18 protein-coding genes are annotated in these 19,259 nt (G+C 69.6%); 11 read left to right on the forward strand and 7 right to left on the reverse strand.

Going from position 1 to position 19,259, the window contains the following annotated elements:
• Window positions 1–21 precede the first annotated feature (21 nt).
• Entirely contained in the window at window positions 22–729 is a 708-nt protein-coding gene (locus MC45_RS07820; RefSeq protein WP_038661547.1) for a FadR/GntR family transcriptional regulator, read from the forward strand.
• 523 nt (window positions 730–1,252) lie between these two features.
• Here MC45_RS07820 and MC45_RS07825 read toward each other — a convergent pair.
• Window positions 1,253–3,034 carry an IlvD/Edd family dehydratase gene (locus MC45_RS07825; protein ID WP_038661550.1) on the reverse strand — a complete coding sequence of 594 codons (1,782 nt, stop codon included), beginning with the start codon at window positions 3,032–3,034 and terminating at the stop codon, window positions 1,253–1,255.
• A gap of 1 nt (window position 3,035) precedes the next feature.
• Complete coding sequence (locus MC45_RS07830; RefSeq protein ID WP_245640911.1) at window positions 3,036–4,127, reverse strand: aldose epimerase family protein; 1,092 nt, start codon at window positions 4,125–4,127, stop codon at window positions 3,036–3,038.
• 158 nt (window positions 4,128–4,285) lie between these two features.
• Between MC45_RS07830 and MC45_RS07835 the strand changes: the two genes are divergently transcribed.
• From MC45_RS07835 to MC45_RS07855, 5 genes are all read left to right on the forward strand, one after another.
• On the forward strand, window positions 4,286–5,596 hold the full coding sequence (locus MC45_RS07835; protein WP_038661556.1) for a sugar MFS transporter: 1,311 nt from the start codon (window positions 4,286–4,288) through the stop codon (window positions 5,594–5,596).
• 13 nt (window positions 5,597–5,609) lie between these two features.
• On the forward strand, window positions 5,610–6,509 hold the full coding sequence (locus tag MC45_RS07840) for a 2-dehydro-3-deoxygalactonokinase (RefSeq protein WP_038661559.1): 900 nt from the start codon (window positions 5,610–5,612) through the stop codon (window positions 6,507–6,509).
• Window positions 6,510–6,663: 154 nt separating this feature from the next.
• Entirely contained in the window at window positions 6,664–7,302 is a 639-nt protein-coding gene (locus MC45_RS07845; RefSeq protein WP_038661562.1) for a 2-dehydro-3-deoxy-6-phosphogalactonate aldolase, read from the forward strand.
• The gene (gene araD1 / locus MC45_RS07850) at window positions 7,299–8,288 is read left to right on the forward strand and encodes an AraD1 family protein (protein ID WP_038661565.1); all 990 of its coding nucleotides are present in this window, start codon (window positions 7,299–7,301) and stop codon (window positions 8,286–8,288) included. Before MC45_RS07845 ends, araD1 begins: the two co-directional genes overlap by 4 nt.
• Complete coding sequence (locus MC45_RS07855; RefSeq protein WP_081974383.1) at window positions 8,285–9,226, forward strand: Gfo/Idh/MocA family protein; 942 nt, start codon at window positions 8,285–8,287, stop codon at window positions 9,224–9,226. The genes araD1 and MC45_RS07855 overlap by 4 nt, the downstream gene beginning before the upstream one ends.
• Before the next feature lie 577 nt (window positions 9,227–9,803).
• Here the strand turns inward: MC45_RS07855 and MC45_RS07860 are convergent.
• Genes MC45_RS07860 through MC45_RS07870 form a run of 3 tightly spaced genes read right to left on the reverse strand, consistent with a single transcriptional unit; the run spans window position 9,804 to window position 12,750 of the window.
• A complete protein-coding gene (locus MC45_RS07860; protein ID WP_038661568.1) occupies window positions 9,804–11,045 on the reverse strand; it encodes an adenosylmethionine--8-amino-7-oxononanoate transaminase in 1,242 nt (413 codons plus the stop codon).
• A complete protein-coding gene (gene bioD, locus MC45_RS07865) occupies window positions 11,042–11,659 on the reverse strand; it encodes a dethiobiotin synthase (protein WP_038661570.1) in 618 nt (205 codons plus the stop codon). Before bioD ends, MC45_RS07860 begins: the two co-directional genes overlap by 4 nt.
• Window positions 11,656–12,750, reverse strand: coding sequence for an 8-amino-7-oxononanoate synthase (locus tag MC45_RS07870; protein ID WP_038661573.1), 1,095 nt, complete (start codon window positions 12,748–12,750; stop codon window positions 11,656–11,658). Before MC45_RS07870 ends, bioD begins: the two co-directional genes overlap by 4 nt.
• Window positions 12,751–12,858: 108 nt before the next feature.
• Here MC45_RS07870 and MC45_RS07875 point away from each other — a divergent pair, with 108 nt between their 5' ends.
• Window positions 12,859–13,743: an SGNH/GDSL hydrolase family protein gene (locus MC45_RS07875; protein ID WP_038661576.1), complete on the forward strand. Its 885-nt coding sequence runs from the start codon at window positions 12,859–12,861 to the stop codon at window positions 13,741–13,743.
• A gap of 29 nt (window positions 13,744–13,772) precedes the next feature.
• Here the strand turns inward: MC45_RS07875 and MC45_RS07880 are convergent, their stop codons facing one another.
• Window positions 13,773–14,729 (reverse strand): lactonase family protein, encoded by a 957-nt coding sequence (locus MC45_RS07880; protein ID WP_169742533.1) that lies wholly within the window; start codon window positions 14,727–14,729, stop codon window positions 13,773–13,775.
• A 106-nt stretch (window positions 14,730–14,835) separates the two neighbouring features.
• Window positions 14,836–15,951: a DNA polymerase III subunit beta gene (dnaN, locus tag MC45_RS07885; protein WP_038661581.1), complete on the reverse strand. Its 1,116-nt coding sequence runs from the start codon at window positions 15,949–15,951 to the stop codon at window positions 14,836–14,838.
• A 180-nt stretch (window positions 15,952–16,131) separates the two neighbouring features.
• On the opposite strand from dnaN, the gene MC45_RS07890 reads away from it, so the two are divergent.
• The 4 genes from MC45_RS07890 to MC45_RS07905 all read left to right on the forward strand — a co-directional run bounded on the left by MC45_RS07890 (window position 16,132) and on the right by MC45_RS07905 (window position 19,259).
• Window positions 16,132–16,773 carry a histidine phosphatase family protein gene (locus MC45_RS07890; RefSeq protein ID WP_038661584.1) on the forward strand — a complete coding sequence of 214 codons (642 nt, stop codon included), beginning with the start codon at window positions 16,132–16,134 and terminating at the stop codon, window positions 16,771–16,773.
• The gene (locus MC45_RS07895; RefSeq protein WP_038661586.1) at window positions 16,770–17,237 is read left to right on the forward strand and encodes a hypothetical protein; all 468 of its coding nucleotides are present in this window, start codon (window positions 16,770–16,772) and stop codon (window positions 17,235–17,237) included. The genes MC45_RS07890 and MC45_RS07895 overlap by 4 nt, the downstream gene beginning before the upstream one ends.
• 86 nt (window positions 17,238–17,323) lie before the next feature.
• Entirely contained in the window at window positions 17,324–18,508 is a 1,185-nt protein-coding gene (rlmN, locus tag MC45_RS07900; protein ID WP_483852552.1) for a dual-specificity RNA methyltransferase RlmN, read from the forward strand.
• The gene (locus MC45_RS07905; protein ID WP_038661589.1) at window positions 18,501–19,259 is read left to right on the forward strand and encodes a sulfite exporter TauE/SafE family protein; all 759 of its coding nucleotides are present in this window, start codon (window positions 18,501–18,503) and stop codon (window positions 19,257–19,259) included. Before rlmN ends, MC45_RS07905 begins: the two co-directional genes overlap by 8 nt.

Below are 19,259 nucleotides of genomic sequence, written 5' to 3' on the forward strand. Positions count from 1 at the left end.
CTGACAACAAGGGGAGAGTGGATGGCCAAGGGTGAACGGCGCGAGCCCGCGCATACGGTGATCGCGCGCGATCTCGGCATCGCCATCGTCACCGGCCAGCACCCGCCCGGCAGCGTCATCCCCGGCGAGATCGACATCGCCGGCCAGCGCGGCGTCTCGCGCAGCGTCGTGCGCGAATCGCTGCGCATGCTCTCGGCCAAGGGGCTGGTCGAGAGCCGGCCGAAATCGGGCACGCGGGTGCGCGAGCGCGCCTTGTGGAACCTGCTCGACCCCGACGTGCTCGCCTGGATGTTCGAGGGCGAGCCGCCCGCCACCTTCGTGCGCAGCCTGTTCCAGCTGCGCATGATCGTCGAGCCCGCCGCCGCCGAGATGGCGGCGACCTTCCGCACCGCCGACCAGCTCGCCCGCATGGACGCGGCGCTGACCCGGATGGCGACGCACGGCCTCGACACGCCCGAGGGTCAGGCCGCCGACCAGACCTTCCACAATGCGATCCTCGAGGCGACGGAGAATGAATTGCTCGTCAGCCTGTCGGGGAGCATCGGCTCGGCGGTGCGCTGGACGACGATCTTCAAGTTCCGCGACCGCCGCCGCCCGCGCGATTCGATGCCGCAACACCGCCGCCTGTTCGACGCGATCGCCGCCCGCGACCCCGCCGCGGCGCGCGACGCGACGATCGTCCTGCTGCAACAGGCGCATGAGGACACGGAACGGCTGCTGCGGGCGTAAGGGCGTGAGAGCGCCACAAAAGCCACGCCCACCCCTTTTCGTCATCCCGGCGCAGGCCGGGACCCATGGACTCGATGGACGAGCGGCAGCGCGCCGCCACCAACCAAGCCGCATCATGGGTCCCGGCGTCCGCCGGGATGACGAGGGGGTAGCCGGTCGACTGACAAACCCCGTCATCCCCGCGCAGGCGGAGATCCAGACGCGCGGACCCCGGTGACTAGATCCGCCACGTCAGCGTCTATGGATCCCCGCCTCCGCGGGGATGACGAATGAGGCTTTGGGAATGGCGTAGAAAGGCATCGGCGAAAACCACCCCGAATTCGTCATCCCGGCGAACGCCGGGACCCATGGCACGATGAACCGGCGGCAGCGCACCACCATCGACCAAGCCGCATCCATGGGTCCCGACCTCCGCCGGAATGACGAGAGGGCAGCGAGCCGACTGACAAACCCCGTCATCCCGCGCAAGCCGGGATGACGAGGGGGGCGGCGGCGCCGCACCGGCCACCCGCCCCCACCCGCATCAATGGTTGTCGCGCGGCAGGCCCATCGTCTGCGCGATGCGCTGATACTTTTCGGCGCCCTCCAGGATCGCACCGGTGTTCATCTGGCCGACGACCGCGCGTTGGATCTCCTGCCACGGCGTCTGCGACGCCGGATAGGCATAGCCGCCCGCCGCCTCGAGCGCGGCACGGCGCTCCATCAGCTCGGCGTCGGAGATCAGCACGTTCGCCGTCCCGGTGTTGAGGTCGACGCGCACCCGGTCGCCGGTCTTGAGCAGCGCGAGGCCACCCATCGCCGCCGCCTCGGGCGAGGCGTTGAGGATCGACGGCGAACCGCTCGTCCCCGACTGGCGGCCGTCGCCGATGCACGGCAGCGCATGCACGCCCTCGGTGATGAGATACGCCGGCGGCCGCATGTTGACGACCTCCGCCGCCCCCGGATAGCCGATCGGCCCCGCGCCGCGCATGAACAGCAATGTCTCGGGCGTGATCCCGGTCGCCGGATCGTCGATCCGGTGATGATAATCCTCCGGCCCGTCGAACACGACCGCCGGCCCCTCGAAGGCGTTGAGATCGCCGGGGTTGGACAGATAGCGGTCGCGGAACTCGGGCGAGATCACGCTGGTCTTCATCACCGCCGCGTCGAACAGATTGCCCGACAGCACGATGAAGCCCGCATCCTCGACCAAAGGCTGGTCGAAGGGACGGATCACCTTCTCGTCCTCGATTTCGACGCCGCGGCAATTCTCGCCCATCGTCTTGCCGTTGACGGTCAGCGCACCCTCGTGGATCAGCCCCTGTTCGATGAGCTGGTTGACCACCGCGGGAACGCCGCCGGCGCGGTAATAATCCTCGCCGAGATATTCGCCCGCCGGCTGCAGGTTGACCAGCAGCGGCACCTTGTGCCCCTCGGTCTCCCAATCCTTGATCGGCAGGTCGACGCCGATGTGGCGTGCGATCGCGGCGAGATGGATCGGCGCGTTGGTCGAGCCGCCGATCGCCGAATTGACGCGGATCGCGTTGTGGAACGCCTTCTTGGTCAGCACGTCGGAGGGCTTGAGATCCTCGTGCACCATCTCGACGATGCGCTTGCCGGTGAGGTACGACACCTCCTGCCGGTCGCGATACGGCGCGGGGATCGCCGCCGAACCGGGCAGCGACATGCCGAGCGCCTCGGCGAGGCTGTTCATCGTCGTCGCGGTGCCCATCGTGTTGCAATAGCCGGTCGACGGCGCCGACGAGGCGACGAGGCGGATGAATTCGGCATCGTCGATCTCGCCCGCGGCGAGCAACTGGCGCGCCTTCCACACGATCGTGCCCGAGCCGGTGCGCTCGCCCTTGCGCCAGCCGTTGAGCATCGGCCCGACCGACAGCGCGATCGCCGGGATGTTGACCGTCGCCGCCGCCATCAGGCAGGCCGGCGTCGTCTTGTCGCAGCCGATCGTCAGCACGACGCCGTCGAGCGGATAGCCGTACAGCGTCTCGACGAGGCCGAGATAGGCGAGGTTGCGGTCGAGCCCCGCGGTCGGCCGCTTGCCCGTCTCCTGGATCGGATGGACGGGGAATTCGAGGACGATGCCGCCCATCTCGCGCACGCCCTCGCGCACGCGCTCGGCGAGCACCAGATGGTGGCGGTTGCAGGGCGACAGGTCGCTGCCGGTCTGCGCGATGCCGATGATCGGCTTGCCCGATTGCAGTTCCTCGAGGCTCAGGCCGAAGTTGAGATAGCGCTCCAGATAGAGCGCGGTCATGTCGATATTCGCCGGATTGTTGAACCAGGCGCGGCTGCGCAATTGCGTCATCTTATTTGGCCACCGAGAGTTTGTAGATCATGACGTGACGATACGGCTTGCCGGGATCGACCCGGGCCGAGGCGAAATTGGGTTTGTTGGGCGCATCGGGAAACTTCTGCGGCTCCAGCGCGACGCCGTCGCCCATGCGATAGACGTGGCGGCTCTTGCCGATGTAGCTGCCGTCGAGGAAGTTGCCGGTGTACATCTGCACGCCCGGTTCGGTGCTCGACACTTCGAGCACCCGCCCCGAGGCGGGGTCTTCCAGCCGCGCGGCGAGGCCCGGCGTCGCCGTCACGCCCTTGTCGAGCGCGAAATTGTGGTCGTAGCCGTGCCCCATGACGATCTGCGGATCGCGGCCGTCGCGAACGCCGTCGGCGAGGATGCGGCCGTTGCGGAAGTCGAACACCGTGCCCGCCACCGGGCGCAGCTCGCCGGTCGGCACCAGATTGGCGTCGACGGGGGTGATCGCCTTCGCCGGGATCGTCAGCTTGTGGCCGAGCGCCCCCATCGGCGATCCCTCGCCGGCGAGGTTGAAGATCGCATGGTTCGTCATGTTGACCACCGTCGGCTTGTCGGTCTTCGCGCCGAAGGCGATCGTCAGCGCGCCGTCGTCGCTCAACGTATAGGTGATCGTCACGTCGAGCTTGCCGGGATAGCCCTGGTCGCCGTCGGGGCTGGTCAGCGCCATCGTCACCGAGCCGTCCTTGACCGCGACGATGCGCCACGGCTGCTTGTCGAAGCCGACCTTGCCGCCGTGCAGCGAATTGACCTTGTCGTTGAGCGGCAGCTGATAGCTCTTGCCGTCCAGCGTGAACTTGCCGCCGCCGATGCGATTGGCGAAGCGGCCGACCGTGACGCCGAAATAATTGGGATGTTCGGCATAATCCTTGGCGTCGTCATAGCCGAGCAGTACGTCGGCGACCTTGCCGTTGCGGTCCGGGCCGGAGAAGGCCTGCAACGTCGCGCCATAGGTCAGCACCCGCGCCGAGACGCCGTTCGCCGCCGACAGCGTCACCGCCTCCACCGCGGTGCCGTCGGCGAGCGTGCCGGCCGAGTCGCGTCGCGCGCTCGCGGCGTCCGCCTGCGCGGCGATCATCGCCATGAACCCGACGCCTGCGATGATGAGTGCCTTTCGAAGCTTCATTGCCCCCTCCTTGGATGCATCCCCGGCATTGACCCGGCGTGTCGGGGCTATATAGTCTGACAAATACCCGGCGCGCAAGGCAGCCGAGCAGCGCGACAGGCGGAGAGGACGAGATTATGGCAGGACCGATTGGGGTAACGACGAACGGCGCGGCACCCGCCGCTTCAGGCGGGGGCGGATCATACCGTAAGGCGTTGAGCCTGTTGGCGAGCCTCTTCTTCATGTGGGGCTTCATCACCGTCATCAACGGCGTGCTGCTGCCGCATCTGCGCTCGGTGTTCGAGCTGGATTACACGCAGACGACGCTGATCGAATCGGTCTGGTTCATCGCTTACTTCTTCGCGTCGATTCCGTCGGCCAAGCTGATCGAACGGGTCGGCTATCAGCGCGCGATCGTCATCGGCCTGCTGATCATGGCCGCCGGCGCGCTCGGCATGACGCTCGCCGCCAGCCTGCCCTCCTATGGCGTGACGCTGGTCATGCTGTTCGTCATCGCCAGCGGCATCACGCTGCTGCAGGTCGCGGCGAATCCGTACGTCACCGTCATCGGGCCACCCGAGACGGGCTCGTCGCGTCTCAATCTGGTACAGGCGTTCAATTCGCTCGGCACGACGCTCGCGCCGCTGTTCGCCGGCTATCTGATCCTCGGCCGCAGCCGCAGCGGCACCGCCGAGGCCGGCGCGACGATCAGCCAGGCGCAGCGTTATGCCGACGCCCAGTCGGTCATCCTGCCCTACGTCCTCGTCGCGATCGTGCTGGTCGTGCTCGCGGTGGTCATCGCCCGCTTCCCGCTGCCCGCACTCGGCGGCGCGACGCAGCGCGCCGCCAAGGCCGACCGCCACCAGCATTCGCTGTGGAAGCATCGCAACCTGGTGCTCGGCATTCCGACGATGATCGCCTATCTCCTCGCCGAGATCGGCGTCGCCAACCTGTTCGTCAATTTCGTGTCGCAGCCGCAGATCGCCGCGACGACGCACGAACAGGCGTCGCGTTATCTGTCGCTGCTGTGGGGCGGGATGATGGTAGGCCGCTTCGCCGGCAGCTTCATCATGCAGAAGATCGCGCCGGAACGCGTGCTCAGCGTCTTCGCCTTCGGCGCGCTGATCGTCGTCGCCATCGCCACCTTCACCACCGGGCCGGTGGCGATGTGGTCGCTGATCGCGGTCGGGCTGTTCCATTCGATCATGTTCCCGACGATCTTCACGCTGGCGATCCGCGGCCTCGGCCCGCTCACCGAGGAAGGCTCGGGGCTGATGATCATGGCGATCGCCGGCGGTGCACTCGTCGTCGTGCAGGGCTGGCTCGCCGACCGCTACGGCCTGCAGAATTCGTTCTTCCTGACCATGGCGTGCGAGATCATCGTGCTCGCCTACGCCTTGTGGGGATCGAAGCCGACGGCCGACCTCGGCGACCAGACCGTAGCCTGAGGACGTCCCACCCGTGACCAGCGGAACACCGCCCCGCGACGGCGCGATCATCGCCGTCGACTGGGGGACGACCAACCGCCGCGCCTATCGGATCGCGGCGGACGGCAGCATCGGCGATCATCTGCGCGACGATCGCGGCGTGCTGGCGATGGCGGCGGCGGATTATCCGCCCGCACTCGCCGCGCTGCGCGAGCGGCTCGGCGACCTGCCGGTGATCGCCGCGGGGATGATCGGCTCGACCCGCGGCTGGCACGAGGCGCCCTATGTCTCCGCCCCGGCTGATCTCCCTGCGCTCGCCGCCGCGGCGCTGCGCATCGAGGCGGCCGGGTTGACGATCGTCCCCGGCGTCTCTTTGCTCACCGACACCCGCGCCGACGTGATGCGCGGCGAGGAATTGCAGGTGCTCGGTGCGATCGCCGCCGGCCTCGCCCCCGCCGATGCCGTGTTCTGCCAGCCCGGCACGCACAACAAATGGATCGTCACCGAAGCCGCGCGGATCGTCGACGTCGCAACGGTGATGACCGGTGAGCTGTTCGCGCTGCTCAAGGGCCATGGCATTCTCGCCGGCATGCTCGACGGCGTCGTCACCGACGGCCCCGCCTTCCGCGCCGGCATCGCGCGCGGCGCCGGCGCGACCGACCTCGGCACCGCCTTGTTCGAGGTGCGCGCCAGCGTCCTGCTCGGCCACCGCGCGCCCGACGAAGCCGCCGCTTATGCCAGCGGCGTGCTGATCGGGTCGGACGTCGGCGCGCGCGCGATCGACGGCCGCACCGTGCATCTGCTTGCCGAGGGCGCCCTCGCCGACCTCTACAAGGTCGCGATCGAGGCGCGCGGCGGCGTCACCGTCGCGGTCGACGCCACCGCCGCCTTCCTCGGCGGCGTCCACCACCTGCGCGGGTATCTCGGACTGTGACCGCGCCGTCGCAACATCCCCGTCACCCCGGCCTCGAGCCGGGGTCCCGCTTCTTCCAGCGTAGCGCGGTAGCGGGACCCCGGCTCGCGGTCGGGGTGACGAATCATGGCGAACGTCGTCCGCCTCTCCCTCGCCCTCTTCCGGAGCAACCCAGATGACCGATCCCGCCACCCGGTTCGCCGAGGCCTTCGCCGCCTGCCCGCTCGTCGCGATCCTGCGCGGCCTCACCCCCGCCGAGGCCGAGGGGATCGGCGACGCGCTGGTCGACGCCGGCTTCACCCTGCTCGAAGTGCCGCTCAACTCGCCCGATCCGCTGACCAGTATCGCCGCCATGGCCAAGCGATACGCCGGCCGCGCGATGGTCGGCGCCGGCACCGTCCTCACCCCCGAAGCGGTCGCGCAGGTCGCCGACGCCGGCGGCGGACTCATCATCTCGCCCAATACCGACACCGACGTCATCCGCGCCTCGGTCGCGCGCGGCCTCGTCTCGCTGCCCGGCTATTACAGCCCGAGCGAAGGCTTCGCCGCGCTCGCCGCCGGCGCCCATGCGCTGAAGCTCTTCCCCGCCGACGGCGCCAGCCCCGCCTTCCTCAAGGCGCAGCGCGCGGTGCTGCCCAAGGACCTCAAGGTGCTGGCCGTCGGCGGCATCTCGCCCGACAATATGGCGCAATGGCGCGCCGCCGGCGCCGACGGTTTCGGCCTCGGCTCCAACCTCTATCGCGCCGGTAAGTCCGTCGCCGACGTCGCGCGCGATGCCGCGGCGTTCGTCACCGCCGCCAAGGATCTTGCATGACCGCCTCCCGCCTACTCCAGCAGCGCCTGCCTGACGGCACGCGCCGCGTCCTGCTCGCCGAGGATATTGCCACCGTCCTCGCCGGCGTCACCACCACGCGTGAGCTCGCGACGCAGGCGATCGCCGAGCGCGTGTCGCTGCTCGACGCCGCCCGCGCCCGCCGCTCCGACGAGACGGTCGACCTCGCCGCGGCGCTTGCCGCCGGCACGCTGCTGCCCGCGATCGACCATCCCGATACGGCGCGGCTGATGCTCGCCGGCACCGGCCTCACCCATCTCGGCTCGGCCGCCGGTCGCGACGCGATGCACAAGGCCGCCGCCGCCGGCACGCAGACCGATTCGATGCGCCTGTTCCTCGAAGGCATGGAGGGCGGCCGCCCCGCCCCCGGCCAAGTCGGCGCGCAGCCCGAATGGTTCTACAAGGGCGACGGCCAGTCGCTCGTCGCCCCCGGCGCGCCGCTCGTATCCCCGTCGTTCGCGCAGGACGGCGGCGAGGAACCCGAACTCGCCGGCATCTATCTGATCGGCGACGACGGTACGCCCTTCCGCCTCGGCATCGCGCTCGCCAACGAGTTCAGCGACCACGTCATCGAGCGCCACAATTACCTGTGGCTCGCGCATTCCAAATTGCGGCAGGCATCGCTCGGCGCCGAACTATTGCTCGGCGAACCGCCCGCGGATATCCAGGGCACCAGCCGCATCGAGCGCGACGGCGAAACGCTGTGGGAAAAGCCGTTCCTCACCGGCGAGGCGAACATGTCGCACACGCTCGCCAATCTCGAACACCATCATTTCAAATATGCCTCGTTCCGCCGCCCCGGCGACATCCACGTCCATTTCTTCGGCACCGCGACGCTGTCGTGCGCCGACGGCGTGCAGACGCAGGCCGGCGACGTCTTCTCGATCCAGGCGGCGCCGTTCACGCTGCCGCTCCGCAACCCCCTCGCGCTCGCCGAGGCGGCGCCCGTTCAGGTGACCGCGCTGTGAGCCAGAAGATCCGTCTCGCGCTCGTCGGCATGGGCAAGATCGCCCACGACCAGCACGTCCCGGCGATCGCCGGCAATGCCGACATCACCCTCGCCGCCACCGTCAGCCGCCACGGCGAAGGCATCGCTGACGTGCCGCATTTCAAGGACATCGACGAACTGATCGCCAGCGGCGTCGCGATCGACGCGGTGGCGCTGTGCACCCCGCCGCAGGTTCGCCGCGCCATCGCCGCGCGGGCGATCGCGCAGGGCTGGCACGTCTTCCTCGAAAAGCCGCCCGGCGCGACGCTCGCCGAGGTCGCGCAGCTCCGCGCCGCCGCCGATGCGGCGGGGATCAGCCTCTTCGCCAGCTGGCATTCGCGCTACGCTCCCGGCGTCGAACCGGCGCGCGCCTTCCTCGCCGATGCCACGATCACCAAGGTGACGGTGACCTGGCGCGAGGACATCCGCGTCTGGCATCCGGGGCAGGCGTGGATTCTCGAAGCGGGCGGTTTCGGCGTGTTCGATCCCGGCATCAACGCACTGTCGATCGTCACCCGCATCCTGCCGCGGCCGTTCTTCATCGAGGAGGCCGAGCTCGACTTCCCGGCGAATTGCGACGCGCCGATCGCCGCGCGCATCCGCTTCTCGGACGACGCCGGCCTGCCGATCGACGCCGATTTCGACTTCCGCCAGGAAGGCCCGCAGAGCTGGGACATCGCGGTCGAGACCGACCGCGGCACGCTGACGCTGCACGACGGCGGCGCCCGCCTCGTCCTGCCCGACGGCAGCGAGGCCGAGCACAAGGCGGCGCTGCACGGCGAATATGCCGGCCTGTACGAACGCTTCGCCGAGATCGTGCGCGCCGGGCAGAGCGACGTCGACATCGCCCCCCTCCGCCACGTCGCCGACGCCTTCCTCCGCGGCCGGCGACTCACGGTCGAAGCCTTCGTGGAATAGGCCCGCGAAGAAGGGTTGTTCGCGCAGAGACGCAGAGAAGAAGAACCGGGCCGCGTCAGCGGCCCATTTACCGTCCCGTCGTTGGTACAGAGGGCGCTTCGCGCCGGGTTCAACACCTCCGCGCCTCTGCGCCTCTGCGCGAACAACCCTTCTTCTTCTCTTCGCGCCTTCGCGTCTTCGCGTGAAAAAAGCCGACCCCGGGTTCGCCAACCGAAGCCATCGACCGATAAATACACCGGCATCGCAAAAGAAGATTTTCACGCGAAGACGCGAAGCCGCGAAGAGAAGAAGGGTTCAAGCGGAGGCGCGGAGGCGCGGAGATGGACCGCCCGCCCCCACCCGTTCGTGCTGAGCCTGTCGAAGCACGGTGAGACTCAGACCCTTCGACAGGCTCAGGCCAAACGACTGTGTATGGACACACCCAACCGTACCGGCGCCCCCGATCCTGTCCTACACCCCACCGATCTGCTATTAGACAAAGACCAAACACCGCTCTTTCTCATCGATGCAAAAAACGGAAACGATCAGGAGGGGATCGTTTCCATTAAGGTGTCCATCTTGTCCACGTTGCCGCATTTCAGCCGCAATTGGCGGCCGCCTCTCCGATCGCCGCATAGACCGCATCGAGATCGGCATCGTCGATACAATAAGGCGGCATCACATAAACCGTATTCCCCAACGGCCGCAGCAACAGGTCGCGCTCGCGGAAGAACGCCAGCAACCGCGGCCCCAGCGCCGACAGATAATCCGCGCCGTCCGCACCCAGATCGACCGCCGCGATCGTCCCCAGCACGCGCGGATTGCGCACCCCGTGCAACGCGGCCAGCCGCACCGCCTGCCGCGCCGCCAGATCGGCGACCCGTTCCAGCACCGGCTCGTCTTCCCAGATCGCGATGTTCGCCGCCGCCGCCGCGCAGGCGATCGGATTGGCGGTGTAGCTCGACGAGTGGAAGAACATCCGCGCGCGATCGTCACTGTAATGCGCCTGATAGATCGGCTCGGTCGCCATCGTCACCGCCAGCGGCACCGCCCCCCCGGTCAACCCCTTGGACAGACACAGGATATCCGGGACGATATCGCCCTGCTCGCAGGCCAGCAACGTCCCCGTCCGTCCCCAGCCGGTCATCACCTCGTCGGCGATGAACAGCACGCCATAACGCGCGCAGATCGCCCGCATCTCGGCAAGCACCCGTGCCGAATAGGTCAGCATCCCCCCCGCCCCGACGATCAGCGGCTCGACGATCAGCGCCGCCGGCGCGTCGCGGCACGCCGCCTCCAGCGCATCGAGCGTCGCCTGCTCCGCCCCCGCCGCGGGAAAGGGGATCGTCGCGACATCGAACAGCAACGGCGCATAGGCCCGATTGAACGCCCCGCGCGCGCCCACCGACATCGTCCCGATGGTGTCGCCGTGGTAGCCGTGTTCGAGCACGAGGATGCGATGTCGCGGCTCGCCGCGGTTGAGCCAGTATCCCAGCGCCATCTTCAGCGCGACCTCGACCGCGGTCGATCCCGAATCGGAGAAGAACACCCGCGTCAGCGCCGCCGGCATCAGCCGCAGCAGCCCCGCCGCCACCGCCTCGGCCGGCTCGTGGCTCCAGCCGGCGAAGATGATCTGGTCGAGCCGCTCCGCCTGTGCCGCGATCGCCGCCATGATCCGCGGGTTGCGATGGCCGTGGGTCGTCACCCACCAGCTCGAGATCGCATCGACGATCCGCCGCCCGTCCCTGGTGAACAGCGCCGCGCCCTCGCTGCGCACGACGGTGGGGATCGGCTCGCCGAGGCCATGCTGGGTGAAGGGATGCCAGATCGGCGAACTCATGCGAAATCCTCCGTCCTGAACCCCGCCGCGAACGCCCGCGCCAGCGTGCCCGCATCGAGCGGCGCCACCCGCGCCAGCCGCCCGAGCCGCTTAACGCCGCCGATCCGCGCGATCGTCGCCTCGCTGTCCTCGACCGGCTCGCCGACGAAGGCGACGCCGAGGATCGGCACGCCGCGCCGGCGCAACGCCTCGATGCTCAGCAGGCTATGGTTGATCGTCCCCAGCGCCGTCCGCGCCACCAGCACCACCGGTGCTCCCCAGCGCGCGAACATATCGGCATAGAGCAGATCGTCGGCCAGCGGCACCAGCACGCCGCCCGCGCCCTCGACCACCAGCGGCCCGTCGACCGCAGGCAGCGCCAGCCGCGCGGAATCGATCGTCACCCCGTCGATCGCCGCCGCCCGATGCGGCGAACAGGGCGTCGTCAGCCGATAGGCCTCGGGCAGCACCTTCGCGACGCCGAGCCGCCGCACCGTATCGCCGTCGCCGCCCTCGTCGAGCCCCGCCTGCACCGGCTTCCAATAGGTCGCCCCCAGCGCCGCCGCGAGGCCCGCCGCGAACACCGTCTTGCCGATCTCGGTATCGGTCCCCGTCACCACGATCGTCCGCGTCATCGCAGCACCTCCCCCAGTCCGGCGATCGCCGCCGCGTCGACGTTGAGCGTGATCGACACGCGCAGCCGCGCGGTCCCCGCCGGCACCGTCGGCGGCCGGATCGCCCGCACGTCGTATCCCGCCGCCCGGCATCGTTCGGCGAGCGCCACCGCCGCGCCGTCCGCGCCGACGATCACCGGCACGATCTGCGATCCCGTCGCCCGCCCCAGCGCCGCCTCCGCCGCCGCGACCAGCGCCCACAATCGCGCCTGCCGCTCCGGCTCGTCGGCGAGGATGCGCAGCGCCTCGCGCACCGCCACCGCCATCAGCGGCGACGGCGCGGTCGAAAAGATGAACCCGCGCGCGCGGTTGACCAGCATGTCGCGCAGCACGTGCGGCACGCACAGCAGACCGCCCTCCGCCCCCAGCGCCTTGCCGCAGGTATGCAAGGTGACGACGTTCGGCCGGTCGTGAAGCTGCGCCGCGAGGCCCCTTCCGCCCTCGCCGAACACGCCGGTCGCATGCGCCTCGTCGATCAGCAGCATCGCCTCGTGCCGCTCCGCCAGCGCGACCAGCTCGGCGAGCGGCGCGCGGTCGCCGTCCATGCCGTAAAGACTTTCGACCGCGATCCACGGCGTCCCCGTGCCGCCGCCGGCGCGCCAGTCGCGGATCGCATCCGCGAACGCCGCCACGTCGTTATGCGCCGCCGCCACCCGCGGCGCCCGCCCCAGCCGCATCCCGTCGTGCGCGCTCGCATGGATCAGCGCATCGTACACGACCAGATCGCCAGGCTGCGGCAGCGTCGCGAACGCCGCGACATTGGCGGCATAGCCATTGGCGAAGAACAAGGCGGCCTCGCTGCCGAAATGCGCCGCCGCCTCCGCCTCCAGCGCCTCATGCTCGGGATCGTTGCCGCGCAGCAGCCGCGATCCTCCCGAACCGATGCCGACCCCGCGGTCGAGCGCCGCCGCCACCGCCCCGCGCAACCGCGCCGACGCGCCGAGGCCGAGGTAATCGTTCGAGGTGAAATCGGCACCGCTGCGCGGCACCAGCCGTCTCAGCCGGTCCGCGCCCGCCAGCCGGGCAAGATCGTCGCGATAGAATTGCAGCATCGCCGCCTCTTAGCGAAACCACACGCGCATGCCATCATCCAGCGCTGGCCATCCCCCCGCCGCATCCGATACGGCGGCACGATCGATGCGCGACGACGGAAGGACCATATGATGTCGAGGCGACTCCTTGCCGCCCTCCTGCTGCTGGCGCTGCCTACCGCCGCCGCCGCGCAGCGCGGGCCGACGCCGGTTGTCCTGCCGCGCACCATCCTGTTCATCGGCAACAGTTTCACCCAGGGTGCGCATTCGGCGGTGCGCAACTGGCACGCCGGCACCGTCACCGACCTGACCGGCGCGGGCTATTGCGGCGTGCCGGCATTGTTCAAGCTCTTCACCGAGGAAGCGGGGCTGCGCTACGCCGTCAGCCTCGAGACGCAGGGCGGCCAGAGCCTCGCCTTCCACTACGACCAGCGCCGCCATTTGTTCGACCGCGCCTGGGACATCGTCGTCCTCCAAGAATTCAGCACGCTCGACCGCGACCGCCCCGGCGACCCCAGCCGCTATATCCGCAGCGTCGGCCAGTTGGCGGCGCTGTTCCGCGCGCGCAATCCGGCGGTCCGCATCGACCTGATGGCGACGTGGAGCCGCGCCGACCAGACCTATCTGCCGAACGGCCGCTGGTATGGCCGCGGCATCGCCGCGATGGCCGACGACCTGCGCCTCGCCGCCGACCGCGCGCGCCGCGCGCATCCGGCGATCACCGGCGTCATCCCGGTCGGCCAGGCATGGACGCGCGCCTTCGCCGCGGGTGTCGCCGATCCCAATCCGTATGACGGCACCACCTACGGCCAGGCCAATTTCTGGTCCTACGACCAATATCACGCCAGCATCGCCGGCTATTATCTGGAGGCCCTGATGGTGTTCGGCCGCATCACCGGCGTCGATCCGCGCACCCTCGGCCGCAACGAGCGCGCCGCCGACGAACTCGGCCTGTCCCCGGATCTCGCCGCCTCGCTGCAACTCGTCGCCCGCGAGCAATTGGCCGCGGGCTGATCCTCCACCGCCATTCGCCGACGGACGGCCTACCAAGCCGCGAAGCGCGCCTTCGGCACCGCCGGTCCGGTCCGCGCCGGCCCCAACCGGCCGTCACGACCGAGCGGCAGCACCGCCATCGCCGGGCTGCGCTCGTTGGCGACGAGCATCTCGCCCGCCTCCGGCCGCAACAGGAAGAAGCGCGGCCAGTCGCCACCGCACGGCGCCTGCTCGATCAACCGCGGCCGCAACGGATCGTCGAGCGCGAACACCGCGATCGTATTCGGCCCGCGATTGGAGGCATAGAGCCGCCGCCCCTGCGGATCGACCGCGATATGGCCGACATAGCCCTTGCTCCCCGCCGGCAGCGTCGGCTGCACGTCGAGCGCGGCCAGCATGCCGTCCGACTCGATCCGCAGCGTCGTCAGCGTGCTGACCAGTTCGCTGACGACATAGGCGAGGCGTTTGGTCGGATGCCAGGCGAGATGCCGCGGCCCCGATCCCGCCGGCGCCTGCCACGCGATCCGCGTCTCGACCGCCCGCCCCTGCTCGATCCGGTGCGCGACCACCGCATCGGCGCCGAGATCGACCACGTAGAGCCAGCGCCCGTCCGCATCAAATCCCACCCAATGCGGATGCGGCCCCGCCTGCCGCGACGCGTCCGGTCCGGAACCGCGATGGCGGATCAGGGTCGCCGCGCCTGGTACACCGTCCCGCAGGCGATGGAGCGACACCGTCCCGCCGCTGTAATCGGCCACCGCCGCCACCGATCGATCGGGTGCGATCGCCAGATGCACCGGCTCGCCGCCGCCCGTCGTCGCCTCGCCGCGCGGACGCCAACCACGATCGAAGCCGATCAGCCGTCCGCCGCCCTTGCGCGTGAAGACGGCCAGCCGACCGCCGGCGCCATCGGGCACGACCCATTCGAGACCGTCGCCGATTGCCAGCGGCCGTGCGCCGCCGCCCGCGGTAAGCGCGAACGCCCCGCCGTCGGAGGACGCCGCCACGCCCTCGGCCGCCACGCGGGTCGCTGCGGCGGGTACGGCGAAGCTGACGCCGATCCCGGCGATCAGCGACCGCCGGTCGAGCGCGAACCCGTCATCGGCCAGTGGATCAGACCCGCATCGGCATCAGCACGTAGAGCGCCGGTGCCTTGTCGTTCTCGCGGATCAGCGTCGGCGCGGCGGCATCGTTGAGATGCACCTCGACGACGTCGCCGTCGATCTGGCCGAGGATGTCGAGCAGATAGCGGCTGTTGAAGCCGATCTCGAACGGCAGCGAGACATATTCGCCCGGCACCTCTTCCGCTGCGGTGCCGTTCTCGGGGCTGGTCACCGACAGCGTGATCTTGTCGCGATCGAGCGCCATCTTCACCGCGCGCGTCTTTTCGGTGGCAATCGTCGAGACGCGGTCGACGCCCTCCTCGAAGCTGCGCGGATCGAGTTTCAGGATCTTGTCGTTCGCGGTCGGGATGACGCGCGAATAATCGGGAAAGGTGCCGTCGATCAGCTTCGAGGTCAGCACCGCCTGCCCCAGGTCGAAGCGGATCTTGGTCCCGGACAGCGACACGCCGACCGAGCCGTCGACCTCGTCGAGCAATTTGCGCAGTTCGGCGACGCATTTGCGTGGCACGATCACGTCGGGCATCCCCGCTGCGCCCTCGGGCCGCGGCAGCGTCACGCGCGCCAGCCGGTGACCGTCGGTCGCGGCCGCCTTCAGCGTCGGTTCGGCCGCATCGTCCTGAACGTGCAGGAAGATGCCATTGAGGTAATAGCGCGTCTCCTCGGTCGAGATGGCGAAGCGCGTCTTGTCGATGATCTGCTTCAGCGTCTCCGCGGGAATCTCGAACTGCGTCGGCAGCTCGCCCTCGGCGATCACCGGGAAGTCGTCGCGCGGCAGCGTGCCGAGGCTGAAGCGCGCGCGCCCCGCGACGATCGACATCCGCCCTTCCGACGCGGCGAGCTGGACCTGGCTGCCGTCGGGCAGCTTGCGCGCGATGTCGAACAAGGTGTGCGCCGACACCGTCGTCGATCCCGGCTGGTCGACCGCCGCCACCACCGATTCGTTGATCTGCAGATCGAGGTCGGTCGCCATCAGCCGCAACTGCCCCTCGGCGGTGGCTTCGAGCAGCACGTTCGACAGGATGGGGATGGTGTTGCGCCGCTCCACCACGGACTGGACATGGCTCAGCCCCTTGAGGAGCGTTGCGCGTTCGATGGTCGCCTTCATGTTCTTAATCCCCGTCCCCCGAGTCCGGGGCAAGTTTCCCCCTGTCCTACCCACGAAAAAGGGGTTGGAGCAAGCGCGCCGACCCCTCGGGCGATTCCAGTTAACGCTCGGTTAGCGCGCGGCACGCCGACGGTCGTGAAAGCCGTTGCTTTTGCCCGGCGGCGATCCGACACGGACTTTATGACGCTCCCCGCCCCCGCCCGCCAGGGCCGCGACTTCATCGGCCGGCATGGCGAGACCGTGTTCAACGCCGTGCGGCGCTTGCAGGGCGACCATCCGCACACGCCGCTGACCCGTGCCGGCTTCGCGCAGGCCGAGGAAATGGGGCGGGCGTTGCGCGCGACGCTCGGCGTCCGGCCGGCGCTGACGCTGTGGGCGTCGCCGACCGGCCGCGCGTTGCAGACGCTGAGCGTCATCGCCGAACATCTCGAACTCGACTGGCATGCGGCGCATACCGACGCGCGGCTGGTCGAGATCGGCATGGGCGCCTGGGGCGGCCGCTATTATGCCGAGGTGATCGACGCGGTCGGCGCGGTGGTGACCCCCGACGGCCTGCTCCGCCCTGCGCCCGACGGCGAGGATTACCGCCAGGTCGCCACGCGCGTCTCGGGCTGGCTGGCGGACACCGACGCGCCCGGCGACCGGCTGGTCATCATGCACGGCATCTCCAGCCGGGTGCTGCGCGGCGTGATGACCGGCGCGCCGCCGCATGCCGAATGGGGCGCACCGATCGCCGCCGGCCTGCCGCAGGGGTCGTTGGTGTGTATCGAGGAAGGCCGCGAATCGGTTGCGCACCTCGGCAGCGGGCATGCGCCGGCGTGAAGGCGCTGTTCCTCGCGCTGCTGATCGCCGCGCCGGCGGCGGCGCGCAACACGATCGGGGTCTATCGAAGCTGGGGGGCGTTCCGCGATGCGGTTCCGGCGCGCTGCTATGCGATCGCGCGGCCGGTCACCGCCGGCGGCCGCAGCACCGGCTGGGCGAGCGTCGCGACCTGGCCGGGGCGCGGTTTGCGGGCCTCGCTCCACGTCCGCCTGTCGCGCCCGCGCGACCGTTCGGCACCGGTAACGCTGACCGTCGGCGAGCGCCGCTTCGACCTCGCCGCCAACGGCCTCGACGCCTGGGCGACGGACGGCCCGAGCGATCATGCGATAGTCACCGCGATCCGCTCCGGCCGCAGCATGAGCGTCGAGGCGGTCGCCACCGGCGGGAGACCATTCGCCGACGTCTATCTGCTCGCCGGTGCCGCCACCGCGATCGACGCGGCCGCCTTGGGGTGCGTCCGCTAGCCGCCACGCCGCGCGTTCCCGAAGGCATGGCAAATCACGCCGTTTTCGCCTATATGCCGGCGATGCTCGACAGCGTTGCTCCCCCCATGCCCATTCCGGGCCATATCGATCCCGTGCCCGTGCCGCGCGCCAAGACCTTTCGCGAGGACGGGCGGATCGACCTGATCGGCCTCGGCAAGGATGAATTGCGCCAGACGCTGCTCGACGCCGGCATGGAGCTGCGGCAGGCGAAGCTGCGCGCCAAGCAGATCTGGCATTGGCTCTACAATCGCGGCGCCACCGAATTCTCGGCGATGACCGACATCTCCAAGACGATGCATCCGTGGCTCGAACAGCGCTTCGTCATCGGCCGGCCGGAGGTGGTCGAGGCGCAGGTGTCGACCGACGGCACGCGCAAATGGCTGCTGCGCTCGCCCGACGGGCAGGATTACGAGGCGGTGTTCATCCCCGATGCCGATCGCGGGACGCTCTGCGTGTCGAGCCAGGTCGGTTGCACGCTCAACTGCCGCTTCTGCCACACTGGCACGATGCGCCTCGTCCGCAACCTGACCGCGGGCGAGATCGTCGGTCAGGTGATGCTCGCACGCGACGCGCTCGGCGAATGGCCGAGCCAGCCGGAAGGCCGCATGCTTACCAACATCGTGATGATGGGAATGGGCGAGCCGCTCTACAATTTCGACGCGGTGCGCGATGCGCTTAAGCTGGTGATGGACGGCGACGGCCTCGCGCTGTCGAAGCGCCGCATCACGCTCAGCACCAGCGGCGTCGTGCCGATGATGGCGCGCGCCGGCGAGGAGATCGGCGTCAATCTCGCGGTCTCGCTGCATGCGGTGACCAAGGAGGTGCGCGACGAACTCGTGCCGCTCAACAAGAAATACGGCATCGAGGAGCTGTTGCAGGCCTGCGCCGACTATCCCGGCGCCAACAACGCGCGCCGCATCACGTTCGAGTACGTGATGCTCAAGGACAAGAACGATTCGGATGCCGAGGCGCACGAACTCGTCCGCCTGCTGCGCAAATACGACCTGCCCGCCAAGGTGAACCTGATCCCGTTCAACCCGTGGCCGGGCGCCGCCTATGACACGTCGACGCCCGAGCGCGTCCGCCGGTTCAGCGACATCATCTTCGAGGGCGGCATTTCGGCGCCGGTGCGCACGCCGCGCGGCCGCGACATCGACGCCGCCTGCGGCCAGCTCAAGACCGCCGCCGAGAAGAAGAGCCGCGCGCAGATGGATCGCGAGGCCGACGAAAAGATGGCCGCGCTTGGCTGATCCGCTCACGCTCGCCCTAGCGGCGGGCGCGGGTCTGCTCGGCGGGGCGATGAACGCGCTCGCCGGCGGCGGCTCGTTCGCGACGATGCCGACGCTGATCGCGCTCGGCCTGCCCTCCACCGTCGCCAATGCGACCAGCAACGTCGCGGTCCAGCCCGGTGCGGTCGCGAGCGCCTGGGCCTATCGGGGCGGGCTGGCGCCGCTGGGCGGCGTCGGGGTGCGGACGCTTGCCGGCATCACCTTCATGGGCGGCCTTGCGGGCAGCCTGTTGCTCGCCTGGACGCCGGCGCGCGCGTTCGACGTCATCGTGCCGTGGCTGCTGCTCGCCGCGACGATCGCGATCGCGCTCGGCCGCCACGCTTCCGACTGGCTGAGCGCGCGCTTCTCGGCAGGACCGCGCAGCCTCGTTGCGGGACAGGCGCTGCTCGGCATCTACGGCGGCTATTTCGGTGGCGGCGTCGGCATGATGCTGACCGCGATGTGGGGGCTGCTGACCGGCGCGAGCCCCGCCGAACTCGCCGCGCCGCGCACGCTGATGCTCGCGGTCGCCAATAGCGCGGCGACGATCGTCTTCGTCGCCAGCGGCATGGTGGCATGGGCCTTGTGCCTGCCGATGATGATCGGCTCGATCGCCGGCGGCTATCTTGGTGCGCTGGTCGGGCGCAGCCTGCCGCCCGGCGTGATCCGCGGCTGGACGTTGCTGGTCACCACCGTGACCACCGCGGTGTTCTTCTGGCGCGCCTACGGCTGA

This window comes from Sphingomonas taxi (genome assembly GCF_000764535.1).
GTDB classification, from domain to species: Bacteria; Pseudomonadota; Alphaproteobacteria; order Sphingomonadales; family Sphingomonadaceae; genus Sphingomonas; species Sphingomonas taxi.